Genomic DNA, 12166 nt, shown 5'->3' on the forward strand with positions numbered 1-12166 from the left:
GCCCGAGGTCAAGACCGCCGCGGCGCCCAGTTCGCGCGCCAGGTCCGCCAGCCGGTCGACGGCGCGCCGTCCGCCCCACAGCAGCGCCGCCTTGTCCGCGCCCATGCGGGACGATGCGCCGCCTGTCAGGATCACCACGCCTAGAGCCATGGCCCATGGCTACCCCGCCGAGCGCGGCCTCACCAGACGTCGACGAACGAACGCGCCTTGGCGCCTGGCGATCGCGGCGGGCAGGACTTGATGCCGCGCAGGATCCAGTCGCGGGTCTCGGCCGGGTCGATCACGGCGTCGATCTCGTTCACCTGGGCCACCGAGATGGCCTTGCCGGTTTGGTACATGCGCCCGACCAGCTTCTGGAACAGCGCCTCGCGGGCGGCGGGATCGGGTTCGGCGTTTAGCTCCTTGCGATAGCCCAGGCGCACGGCACCCTCCAGGCCCATCGGCCCGAACTCCGCCGTGGGCCAGGCGATGGTGAAGGCCGAGGCCGAGAAGTCGCCGCCGGTCATCGCCTGGGCGCCCAGGCCGTAGCCCTTGCGCAGCACGACGGTGAACAGCGGCACCGTCAGGCTGGTGGCGGTGACGAACAGCCGCGAGCCCCGCCGGACCGCCGCGGTGGTCTCACTCTGCGGGCCGACCATGAACCCCGGGGTGTCGCACAGCGACAGCACCGGCACGTCGAAGGCGTCGCACAGCTGCAGGAAGCGGCCGCCCTTCTCCGCGCCTTCGGAATCGATCGCGCCGCCCAGGTGGCGCGGGTCGTTGGCGATCAGCCCCAGCGGCCGGCCCTCGATGCGCAGGAAGCCCGTGATCATGCCGCGGCCATAGCCGCCCCGGAGCTCCAGCCAGGTTCCGGTGTCGGCCAGGCTGCGGATCACCTCACGCACGTCGTACGCTCGCACCCGGTTCTCGGGGATCAGGTGGCGCAGCCGCCGCTGGTCGTCGCAGCGCCACTCGCGCACCGCGCCCTGGAAGATCCCCAGGATCTGCCGCGCCGCCTCGGTCGCCGCCGCCTCGTCCTCCACGAGCAGGTCGATGGCCCCGTTGGCGTACTGCACGTCGGAGGGCCCGATCTGGTCCGGCGTGAAGACGCCCAGGCCGCCGCCCTCGATCATCGCCGGACCGCCCAGGCCGATGTTCGAGTAGCGGGTGGCGATGGTCACGTCCGCACAGCCGAAGAACACGGCGTTGCCCGCGAAGCAGCGGCCGGAGTTGATGGCGATCCGCGGGGCCAGGCCCGAGAGCCGCGCGAAGGTCGTGAAGCTGGTGGTGTCCAGCGACGAAGCCGCCAGCTGGCCCCCGTCGACGTCGCCGGGCCGCCCGCCGCCGCCTTCGGTGTACCAGACGATCGGCGCCTTCCAGTGCTCGGCGAACTCGAGGATCCGGTCGGTCTTCTTGTGGTTGAAGTGCCCTTGCGTCCCCGCCAGCACGGTGAAGTCGTAGGCCAGGCCCACGCAGCGGGCGCGGCCCTCGTCGAACAGCTGGCCGTTGACCTCGCCGACGCCGACCACGATGCCGTCGGCCGGCGTGTTGACCTGCAGGTCGGCGAGATCGCGGCGCCGGCGCTGGGCAGCCACCGCCATCGCACCGAACTCGCTGAAGCTGCCGGGATCGAAGAGGTGGTCCAGGTTCTCCCGCGCCGTGCGCTGGCCGGTCTTGCGCCGCCGGGCCACCGCGTCGGGCCGCGCCGCGTCGAGCGTCAGGCGATGGCGCGCCAGGACCTCGGCCAGATCCGGCCGGACGGCGTCGAGGTCGATCGCCTGCTCGGCCTCGCCCAGGGCCTCGTCGGTTTCGGCCGCCTCGACGAAGGCGAGCGGGTCCCCCTCGAAGACGGTCTCGCCGGGCGTCACGGCGATCTCGCGGACGACGCCCGCCGCTTCGGCCGCGATCACGTGCTCCATCTTCATGGCTTCCAGGACCATCAGCGCCTGGCCCTTGCGCACCGTCTCGCCGACGGCGGCCTGCAGTCCGATCACCGTGCCCTGCAGCGGCGCGCGCAACGGCGTGGTCCCGGCCGGTCCCTGCAGCGCCGGCTTCGGCCCGGCGGACGCGGCGCCTCGCGCGGCGGCGTCGAAATAGAGCCGGGGATGCGCCTCGGGAGGATGGGCCAGCTCGCCCATGTGCTCTTCGATGAAGCGCGTGTGAACGTCACCCGCGGCCACCGCCGGCAAGGCCAGCAGGTTCTGTAGGAAGGCGATGTTCGTGGGCGAGCCCTCGATGCGGAACTCCGACAGCGCCCGGTAGGCCTTGGCCACGGCGCGGCTGAGGCCGCCTGCGCCCGCATGCACGACCAGTTTGGCCAGCAGGCTGTCGAACCGCGCGCTCGTCTGGTAGCCAGCGTAGCCGAAGCCGTCGACGCGCACGCCGGGCCCCGACGGCGGCTCGAACACCGCGAGCGTCCCGCCGGCCGGCCGGGCCGAGCCGTCCGCCGCCATGGTCTCCAGGTTCACGCGGGCCTGCACCGCATGGCCGCGCGGCTCGGGCACGCGGTCCTGGGTGAGCGCAAGGTCGGCCAGCGAGCGGCCGGCGGCGATCTGCAGCTGAAGGCGGACGAGATCGAGGCCCGTCACCTCCTCGGTGACCGTGTGCTCCACCTGTAGGCGCGCATTTCCCTCGATGAAGACGACTTCGTCGCCGTCGACCAGGAACTCCATGGTCCCCAGGCTGCGGTAACCGGCGGCCTGGCCCAGCGCCACGCCGTAGCCGAACAGCCGCTCGCGCACCGCCATGGGCAAGGTGTCGGCCGGAGCGATTTCGATCACCTTCTGCCGCTGGCGCTGCAGCGAGCACTCGCGGTCCCAGAGGTGGACCACGCTCTCGCCGTCGCCCACCACCTGCACCTCCAGGTGCCGCGCGCGTCGCAGGAAGCGCTCGACGTAGAGGTCGCCGTTGCCAAACGCCGCCTTGGCTTCGGAGGCGCAGCGCTCGAAGGCCTGCTCCAGCTCCTCGAGCGTGGTCGCAGGGCGCATGCCGCGCCCGCCGCCGCCGGCCACGGCCTTGACCATCACCGCGCCGTTCGCCGCGAAGAACGCCCTCGCCTCGTCCAGCGTCGTCGGCCCGTCGGTCCCGGCCAGCACCGGCACGCCGCACCGCTGCGCCAGCGCCCGCGCCCGACCCTTGTCGCCGAACAGCTCCAGGGTCTCCGGCGTCGGCCCCACGAAAGTCAGTCCCGCCGCCGCGCAGGCCCGTGCGAACGCCGCATTCTCCGACAGGAAGCCGTAGCCGGGATGCACGGCGTCGGCCCCGGCCCCCTTCGCCGCCGCGACCACCTGCTCGATGTCGAGGTAGGCCGGGGGGCCCGAGCCGGTCAGCGCCACCGAGCGATCGGCCTTCTTGGTGTGCAGCGAGGCCGCGTCGTCCTCCGAGAAGATGGCGACCGTCGAGAGCCCCATCTCGGCCGCCGTCCGGGCGATCCGGACCGCGATCTCGCCCCGGTTGGCGATCAGCAGCGTCTGCACTGGCGTACCCTTCAAACACTTGTTTGGGGCGCATCATGCGCACGGGGGCGCGAACGCCAAGCCCAAGGCTCGGAATTTAACTGCTTGTCTTCTGCAACTGGTTTAAATACAAACTCGGTTATCGTAGCGAACCCCAACCCGCAGGACCTCCCCGATGCGCAACCTGATCCTCTCCCAGGTCATCAGCCTCGACGGCTTCACCACCGGCCCCGACGGCGAGTTCGTGCCGCCGCCCTGGTCCGACGACGTGGCTGAGAAGTGGTCCGGCTGGGCGCTGGAAAGCGGCGGGCCGTTCATCTACGGCCGCGTCAGCTTCGAGTTTCAGAAGGCGTACTGGACGACAGCCGAGGGCGACTTCGCCGTCGCCTACAACCGCGCGCCCCGGTTCGTGGTCTCGAAGACGCTGACCGGCGAGCCCGGCTGGAACGCCAAGCTGCTGACGGACCTCGACCAGATCGCTGCGCTGAAGGCCGAGGCCGGACCCGACCTCATCTGCCTGGGCGGCGCAAACCTCGCCCAAAGCCTCGCCGAAGCCGACCTGATCGACGACTACCGGTTGATGCTGACCCCCTACACGATGGGCGGCGGCAAGCGCTTCTTCGGCCCCGGCCCCCGCCGCGACTTCGACCTCGTCGAAAGCCTCTCCACCGACGTCGGCTCCCTGATCCTCACCTACGCACGGAAGCGGTGACGCCGCGCAGGCGCCTTCGAAGTGGAACCGCGGAAAACGCAGAAAGGCGCGGAAGGCGCAGCGGCCACCTTCCGCGTTCTTCCGCGGTTCAAAACGGCGGAGCCTCCGCTGGCTTGGTGGCTCTACGTCCGGCCCCTACGCCTTCAGCATCTCCGGCGTGATCGGCAGGCTCCTCACCCGCTTGCCCGACGCCGCGAAGATGGCGTTCGTCAGCGCCGGGATCGCCGGCGGCAGGGCCGGTTCGCCCAGGCCGGTCGGGTTGAACTCGGTCTTCAAGAACTTCACCTCCACCGGGAACGACTCGGCGATCCGCATCAGCGGATAGTCGGTGAAGTTCGACTGCCGGGTCGCCCCGCCCTCGATGGTGATGGCCTGGTGCAGCGCCTCGGAGACGCCGTCCAGCACCGAGCCCTGGACCTGGTTCAGCGCCCCGTGCGGGTTGATGATCGTGTGGCCCACGTCGGCGGCCACCCAGACCTTCTTTACCTTCACGGAGCCGTCGCCGGCCACCGCCACATGGCACACCTCGGCGAAGTAGCCCTGGTGGCTGTAATAGCAGGCGACGCCCATGCCCTCGCCCTTCGGCAGCTTGCCGCGGTTCGCCCAGCCGGACATCTCGCCGACCGCCTTCAGCACGCCGCGCATCCGCCCGGCGCCGTAGGCGGCGGGCGGCGTTCCAACGACGGCCTCGTTGCCCAGGAGCTTGATCTGGAACGCCAGCGGGTCGGCGCCCGCCGCATGCGCCATCTCGTCGATGAAGGACTGGAACACGAAGGCCAGCGCGTTGGAGCCCGGCGCCCGCAGCGGCCCGGTGGGGATGCCCATCGGGATCATCGAGACGTCGTACTTCACGTTCGGCACGAAGCGGGCCGGGAACTCGGTGGCCGCCATGCCGGCGCTGGGCGCGATGGCCCCGTTTATCGAATAGCTGACGAAGTGGTCCTGCAGGGCGACCAGGTTGCCTTGCGCGTCCACGCCGCCCTTCAGGAAGTGGAACCCGCCCGGCCGGTAGTGGTCGTGGGCCATGTCGTCTTCGCGGGTCCAGAGCAGCTTGACCGGCGCGCCGACCTCACGCGCCACCCAGGCGGCCTCCACCATGTAGTCGTTGGCCAGGCGCCGGCCGAAGCCGCCGCCGCCGCGGATCATGTGGATGGTGATGTCCTCGGGCTTGAGCCCCATGGTCTTGGCGCAGAGCTGGCGGCCGGGCTCGGGGTTCTGGGTCGGCGCCCAGATCTCCAGCTTGCCGTCCTTGAACTCGGCCGTGCAGTTCTGCGGCTCGAGGTTGGCGTGGCTCAGGAAGGGGTAGCTGTAGGCCGCTTCCACCGTCTTGGCCGACGCCTTCAGCGCCGCCGCCACGTCGCCGTCGTTGCGGGCGTTGCGCTGCGGGGCGCCGGCGTTCAGCGCCGCGGCCTGCTCGGCGAAGCCCTTGGACGACTGGGTCGCCGTCGGGTGGTCGGCCCACTTCACGTTCAGCTTGTCGCGACCCTTCTTCGCCGCCCACCAGCTGTCGGCCACGACCACGACCGCGGGCAGCAGCCCCTGGCCGATCGCGCCCGTCGGGAACAGGCCGTTGGGGTCGCCCTCGATGACGAAGGCCTTCTTCACGCCCTTCACCGACTTGGCGGCCTCGAGGTCGGCGCTGGCCACCTTGGCGCCGAACACCGGCGCCTTGACGATACTGGCGTACAGCATGCCAGGCCGGCGCACGTCGATGCCGAACAGCGGCTCGCCGGTCACGATCTTGGCCACGTCGTACTGCGCCGTCGGCTTGCCGATGATGCGGTAGGCCTTGGGGTCCTTCAGCGTCAGCGATTTGGGGTCGGGCGGCGTGACCGTCGCACACGCCATCGCGAGCGATCCATACGTCCGCTTCTTGCCCGACGGCTTGTGGATCACCGTGCCGGAGTCGGTCGTGCAGTCGCCGGGGCCGCAGTTCCAGGTGGTCGCCGCCGCCTGGATCAGCATGGCGCGGGCCACGGCGCCCACGCGGCGCAGCTCGTCCCAGTGCAGCGGGGTGGCCATCGAGCCGCCCGCGAACTGGCGGCCGAACGCCTTGGGGTCGTTGTCGGCCTGCTCGACGCGGACATCTTCCCACGCCACGTCGAGCTCCTCGGCGATCAGCATGGGCAGCATGGTCTTCACGCCCTGGCCCACCTCGGGGTTCTTGGCGGTGATGGTGACCACGCCATTGGGCGCGACGCTGACGTAGGCGTTCAGCGGCTTGACGGCCTCGTCCTGCGCCTGGGCGTTACCGGCCAGGGAGAAGCCGAGGGTCAGGCCGGTCGCGGACACGGAGACCAGGACCTGGCGGCGGTTTGCCTTCACTTCGTGATAGGTCATGGCTCAGACCTCCTTCTGGCCGGAGGCGCGCTTGATGGCCGAGCGGATGCGGACGTAGGTGGCGCAGCGGCAGATGTTGCCGTTCATCGCCTCGTCGATCTGGGCGTCGGTGGGCTTGGGCGTCTTCGTGAGCAGCGCGGTCGCGCTCATGATCTGGCCCGCCTGGCAGTAGCCGCACTGGGCCACGTCCAGCTCCATCCAGGCCGCCTGCACCTTCTTGCCGACGGCGTTCTTCGCCATGCCCTCGATCGTCGAGATCTTGGCCTTGCCCACGCTCTCCACGGGGATCTGGCACGAGCGCATCGCCTGGCCGTCCACGTGGACCGTGCAGGCCCCGCAGGCGGCGACCCCGCAGCCGTATTTGGTGCCCACCATGCCCAGCGTGTCCCGCAGGACCCAGAGCAGCGGCGTATCGCCGTCGACGTCGGCGCTGACCGCCTTGCCGTTCACGTTAAGGGTATAGGCCATCCGCACGTCTCCCATTCGAAGCAATGGTACAGCGGCGGGGGAGCGTGGCAAAGGCGCGCGTCTTCACTGCAGCGTTGAATTTCGCTCACCAAAGCCGAGCTGCACGCGGTGCTACTTTGCGCGACCACGCCGCCGCGCTAGCTACGCCGGACAACCCCAGAGTGAGGCCGCCCCATGCGCGCTCCGTTTCCCGCCGCCGCCCTGATCCTCGCCCTCGCCGCCGGGGCCGCCGCCCAAGCCCAGGGGGCCCAGGGCGTCGAGACCCGCGCGCCGATCACGCCCTACAAGCCCGCCTTCGAGGGCCAGACCCGGGCGCCGGAGCAGAAGCTGGGCGTCGCGTTCCAGACGGCCACCGTGGCCCAGGGCCTGAAGTTCCCATGGGCGATCGCCCTCCTGCCCGACGGCCGGCTGCTGGTGACCGAGCGGCAGGGCGCGCTGCGCATCGTCGGCAAGGATGGGTCGTTGTCCGAGCCGCTGGCCGGCGTGCCCGAGGTCATGAACCGCGGCCAGGGCGGCCTGCTCGACGTCGTGCTCGCGCCCGACTTCGCCAAGAGCCGCACGATCTACCTGAGCTACGCCGAGCCCAACGCCGACGGCACGAACAACACCGCGGTCGCCAAGGCCGTGCTGGGCGACGGCAAGCTGGAGGGCCTCACGCCGATCTACCACCAGCGCCCGGGGATCAACTCGCCGGCCCACTTCGGCTCGCGGCTGGTCTGGGGCCGCGACGGCAAGCTCTTCGTGACCCAGGGCGACCGCTACGTCGGCATGGCCCAGGCGCAGGACTTGTCCAACCATATCGGCAAGGTGGTGCGCCTCAACGCCGACGGCACGGCGGCGAAGGACAACCCCTTCGTCGGCAAGGAAGGCGCAAAGCCCGAGATCTGGTCGTACGGCCACCGTAACATCCAGGCGGCCGCCCTGCACCCGCAGACCGGCGAGCTCTGGACGATCGAGTACGGCCCGCAGGGCGGCGACGAGATCAACATAGCGCGCAAGGGCCGGAACTACGGCTGGCCGACCATCTCGTACGGCGTGAACTACGGTCCGGCGAAGGCTCCGATCATGGGCGGCGAGACCCAGCGGGCAGGCATGGAGCAGCCGCTCTACTACTGGGACCCGGTCGTGGCCCCAGCGGGCGCGCTCTTCTACACGGGCTCCGCCTTCCCGGCCTGGAAGGGCAGCCTGTTCGTCGCCGGCCAGCAGCCCCAGGGCCTGCCCGGCGGCAACCTCACGCGGCTGACGATCAAGGGTGAACGGGTCGTCGGCGAGGAGCGGCTGGACCTGCCGGGCGCCTTCTGGCGCGACATCCGCCAGGGCCCGGACGGCGCGATCTACCTCCTCCAGGGCGGCCCCGCCGGCAAGATCGTCAAGCTGACGCCACGCTAACTCAATTTTCCGCTCATCCCGGCGAATGCCGGGATGAGCGGTGTTGATCAGGCCCGACCCATCGGGAAGTGGATGTCGGCGCGGAAGCCATCGGGGTCGAAGTGCGGCTCCACCCGGCCGTCGTTGTTGCGCAGCGAGATGTCGAGCAGCCGCGTGCCGAAGCCCTTGCTGGTCGGCGCCGCCACGGTCGGGCCATCGACCTCGCGCCACTCCAGGTGCGCCCGGCCTTCCTCGGCCGCCTTCATCGTCAGCCTGACCCGTCCCGCCGGCGCCGACAGCGCTCCGTACTTCACCGCGTTGGTCGACAGCTCGTGGATCAGGAGGGCCAGCGCCACGACCATGTCGTTCGCGATGTTGATCTCGCGCACGCCCTTGCCCACGTCGAACCGTCCGGGGTCGAACGGCGTCAGCGCCCGGTCCAAGAGGTCGCCCAGCGGCAGCGAGCGGCCCGAGACCTGGGTCACTAGGTCCTGGCTGTCGACCATCGACTGCAGGCGCGCAGTCAGCACCGCCTCGAACTCCTTCACGCTGCCGGCGTTGCGCGCCGTCTGCGAGACGATGGTCATCATGACCATGATGCCGTTCTTGGCCCGGTGGGCGAGCTCGCGCAGCACCAGGCTGCGGCGCTCCTCGGCGGTCTTGCGGTCTGTGATGTCGAGCGTCGCGCCCACCACGCGCGCGACGCCCTCGGCGTCCTTCAGCACCCGCGCGCGCTGTTGCACCCAGCGCGACTTGCCGTCGGCGGCGGGCGCGGTGCGGTATTCGCAGAGCAGCATGTAGCCCTCGGGCTGGTCGACCGCCTCGCGATAAGCCGTGCGGACGAGCTCGAGGTCGTCGGGATGCACCATCCCCGGATAGTCCTGGATGGTGAGCGGCCGATCGTGGTCCACGCCCAGCAGTTCGCGGTTGCGGTCGTTCCACGTGAGTTCGCCCGAGCGGACGTCCCACTCCCAGAGCCCGATGCCCGTCGCCTCTACAGCCGCCTCGAGCCGCCTCAGTCGCTCGCGGAGCTGCTCCATCGACTCGTTGTCGTCTCCCACGCTCACACCGGTCATCCCAGCGAACCCTGTCCCGTAGACCCAAGTGGGATTGGATTGGCTTCAGCGCCGCAACAATTGGCGTAACATGTTGTCGCAGCTTGACCTTGAGAGTCTACTCGCTTCAGGCGCGAGGCAGCACAACCACCGCGTCGGGCAGTTCGTTGGGATTGTCGCCCGGCCGCACCGGGAACCGCTCCGCTAGAATGTCAGCACAGAGCCCGATGCAGCCCGCGAACCCCTCGGCGACCCGGCCCCGCTTCAGCCCGTCCACCAGCGCCGCCACGGGACGCTCCCAGGCCCCTTTGTCAATATCGCCGTGGATCCCCTCGTCGGCCACCAGCTCCACCATCCGCTCGGCGGCGGACACGTAGATCAGCACCCCGGTCCGCTCGCGGGTCGCGTGCAGGTTCTTGGCCAGGAAGTGCTCGTCGGCCCGCTGCCGCACCCGGTCGCGCTTGAGCCCCCGCGGCGTCAGCGCCAGGCGCACGGGCCGGATCGCCGTCAGCAGCAGCACGCCCACGAACAGCGCCGCCTGCAGCAGCAGCGTGCCCACCAGCGCCGCCCGCGCCGTGGCCTCGCCCACGTCCTCCACCTGCTCGGCCGTCCAGCCGCCGAACATGCTGACGTCGGGGGCCGTCACCTGGATTCCGGCCGCCAGCAGGATCGCCGGCGCCAGCAGCGCCACGCCGGCGCCCCAGGCCAGCGGCGTGGCGTGATAGTCCGAGCTCTGCTCGGCGATGATGCAGTAGATCTCCCCCGTGGTGCGGGCCTCGCCGGCGCGCACGGCGGCTTCGATGGCGGCCAGGTCGGCGGGGCTCAGGATCGGCTCGGCCATCACCAGCTCCCGGAGGCGCCGCCGCCTCCGCCCGATCCGCCGCCGCCCGAGAAGCCGCCGCCGCCCCCGCCGCCGCGCCAGCCGCCGCCTCGGCTGGCGTCGCCAAGGCCCGAGACGATGAGCGGCAGCACCCAGGCCCAGCCGGCAGGATCGCGCCGGTAGCTCGCGAAGGTCCGCCGCCGCCCGAAGACCCGCAGGATCCAGATGATCCCCATGATCACGAAGATGCTGGAGACGATGATCCCGTTCAGGTCGATCGACCCGTCCTGGACGTCGGCCCGCGTGACCGTCAGCGCCTCGGAAGCCCGCGCCTGGGCCTCCTCGGGCGGCAGGCCCAGCTGGGCGATGATCGCCTCCGTCCCGTCGACGACGCCCTGCTCCATGTTCCCGGTCCGGAACGCGGGCAAGATCCGACGCTGGATGATCAGGCTGGAGAGTGCGTCGGTGAGCACCGGCTCCAGGCCGTAGCCCACCTCGATGCGCACCTTCCGCTCGTTGGGCGCCACGATCAGGATCGCGCCGTCGTCCTCAGCCTTCCGCCCGATCGCCCAGGTGCGCAGCAGCTGGTAGCCGTAGTCCTCGATCTCGTAGCCCTGCAGCGTCGGCAGCGTCGCGACGACCAGCTGCCGGCCGGTCTTCTGCTCCAGCGCCGCGAGCTGGGCGGTCAGCTTCGCCTCGGCCTCGGTCGACAGGATCTGAGCGTCGTCGACCACGCGGCCGGTGAGCGGCGGGAACTTCGGGGCGGCCAGCGCCGGCAGCGCCAGCGCAAAGGCCAGCACCACCCCGAGCCAAACGCGGAGCGAGGCCATCTACTTCGGCGGCGGCGAGCCCGGCGCGGCGCCGGCTGGGGCGGGACCGAAGTCGACCGTGGGCACCGACTGCGCTGTGGACGTCGCCTGGAACAGCTGCATCGGCTTCGACGAGCTGTGGATCGTGTTGGCCCAGATCACCTGCGGGAAGGTGCGCAGCGTCGTGTTGTAGACCCGGACTGCGTCGTTGTAGTCGCGCCGCGCGATGGCGACCCGGTTCTCGGTGCCCTCGAGCTGGCTCTGCAGGGCCATAAAGTTCTCGTTCGACTTCAGGTCGGGATAGGCCTCCTGCAGCACCCGCAGCGGGGCGAGCGCCAGCGACAGATTGTTCTGCGCGGTCGCATAGCGCTGGAAGGCCGCCGGGTCCTGGGTGATGCCGGGATCGGAGCGCACCTGCAGGGCGTTGGCGCGCGCCTGGGTCACCCCGATCAGCACGCTGGATTCCTGCGCCGCATAGCCCTTCACCGTCGCCACCAGGTTGGGGATCAGGTCGGCGCGGCGCTGGTACTGGTTCTGCACCTCGGCCCACTGCGCTTTGGCCTGCTCCTCCTGGGTCGGGATCGTGTTGATCCCGCAGGCGGCCAGCGCCAGTGGCAGGACGGCGAGCAGCGCCACGCGCGCCATGCGTCGGATCAGAGTCATGCGATCTCCCCAGCTTCCCGTGCGACGTGCCGCGGATTTGTGGACCCGGCCTTGATCTGGCGCAACGGCGACGGTCCGGCCGTCGTTCCCTAAGCCACGGCCCGCAGCGGCGAGCGCACCACCGTCACCGGCCATTCAGGCTTCGCCGGACGCTGACGGATCTTCTCACCCTTGAGCCAGATGAACAGCGCCTCCCAGTGGATGGCGGCGACGACACCCGCGGTCATCCATGGATGGGTCAGCCAGGCGCGCAGCAGGCTGCGGTCCGTCAGCTCCTGGCGCTCGGCCACGAACCCCGTCGCCAGCACGCGGCCCTCGGCGTCGTCCACGTCGACCAGCACCTGGACCTGCTCGCCCGGTGGGCGCACCCGGAAGGCGTAGGAGAGGTCCATGTCCATGAACGGCGAGACGTAGAAGCCCTTCTCGCAGGCCTGCCGCACGACGGGGCCGTCCTCCGCGGGGATCAGGTAGCTGTGCCGCTCGCCGAAGGTGTTGTT

The 12166-nt window shown here is 70.5% G+C and carries 11 protein-coding genes; 2 read left to right on the plus strand and 9 right to left on the minus strand.

Features of this window, described 5'->3' with window-relative positions; genetic code table 11:
• A partial coding sequence (locus VGD44_RS25310) for an NTP transferase domain-containing protein (RefSeq protein WP_331091374.1) occupies positions 1–150 on the minus strand: 150 nt, incomplete at its 3' end.
• Positions 151–179: 29 nt separating this feature from the next.
• Positions 180–3455 carry a carboxyl transferase domain-containing protein gene (locus tag VGD44_RS25315; protein ID WP_331091354.1) on the minus strand — a complete coding sequence of 1092 codons (3276 nt, stop codon included), beginning with the start codon at positions 3453–3455 and terminating at the stop codon, positions 180–182.
• Between the two features lie 154 nt (positions 3456–3609).
• Here VGD44_RS25315 and VGD44_RS25320 point away from each other — a divergent pair, with 154 nt between their 5' ends.
• Positions 3610–4146 (plus strand): dihydrofolate reductase family protein, encoded by a 537-nt coding sequence (locus VGD44_RS25320; protein ID WP_331091356.1) that lies wholly within the window; start codon positions 3610–3612, stop codon positions 4144–4146.
• A 135-nt stretch (positions 4147–4281) separates the two neighbouring features.
• Here VGD44_RS25320 and VGD44_RS25325 read toward each other — a convergent pair whose 3' ends face one another.
• Both VGD44_RS25325 and VGD44_RS25330 read right to left on the minus strand, forming a co-directional pair.
• Positions 4282–6486: a xanthine dehydrogenase family protein molybdopterin-binding subunit gene (locus VGD44_RS25325; protein ID WP_331091358.1), complete on the minus strand. Its 2205-nt coding sequence runs from the start codon at positions 6484–6486 to the stop codon at positions 4282–4284.
• 3 nt (positions 6487–6489) lie between these two features.
• The gene (locus VGD44_RS25330) at positions 6490–6954 is read right to left on the minus strand and encodes a (2Fe-2S)-binding protein (protein WP_331091360.1); all 465 of its coding nucleotides are present in this window, start codon (positions 6952–6954) and stop codon (positions 6490–6492) included.
• 174 nt (positions 6955–7128) lie between these two features.
• Between VGD44_RS25330 and VGD44_RS25335 the strand changes: the two genes are divergently transcribed.
• Positions 7129–8343 carry a PQQ-dependent sugar dehydrogenase gene (locus tag VGD44_RS25335; RefSeq protein WP_331091362.1) on the plus strand — a complete coding sequence of 405 codons (1215 nt, stop codon included), beginning with the start codon at positions 7129–7131 and terminating at the stop codon, positions 8341–8343.
• Between the two features lie 47 nt (positions 8344–8390).
• Here VGD44_RS25335 and VGD44_RS25340 read toward each other — a convergent pair whose 3' ends face one another.
• The 5 genes from VGD44_RS25340 to VGD44_RS25360 all read right to left on the minus strand — a co-directional run.
• Positions 8391–9398: a sensor histidine kinase gene (locus VGD44_RS25340; protein ID WP_331091364.1), complete on the minus strand. Its 1008-nt coding sequence runs from the start codon at positions 9396–9398 to the stop codon at positions 8391–8393.
• Between the two features lie 106 nt (positions 9399–9504).
• Complete coding sequence (locus VGD44_RS25345) at positions 9505–10218, minus strand: TPM domain-containing protein (protein WP_331091366.1); 714 nt, start codon at positions 10216–10218, stop codon at positions 9505–9507.
• Entirely contained in the window at positions 10218–11027 is an 810-nt protein-coding gene (locus VGD44_RS25350) for a TPM domain-containing protein (protein WP_331091368.1), read from the minus strand. Before VGD44_RS25350 ends, VGD44_RS25345 begins: the two co-directional genes overlap by 1 nt.
• Positions 11028–11669: a LemA family protein gene (locus VGD44_RS25355; RefSeq protein ID WP_331091370.1), complete on the minus strand. Its 642-nt coding sequence runs from the start codon at positions 11667–11669 to the stop codon at positions 11028–11030.
• Between the two features lie 89 nt (positions 11670–11758).
• Positions 11759–12166 (minus strand): DUF1365 domain-containing protein (locus VGD44_RS25360; protein ID WP_331091372.1); only part of this gene is annotated, 408 nt, incomplete at its 5' end.

The organism is Phenylobacterium sp., assembly GCF_036402295.1.
In the GTDB taxonomy this organism is placed as follows: Bacteria; Pseudomonadota; Alphaproteobacteria; order Caulobacterales; family Caulobacteraceae; genus Phenylobacterium.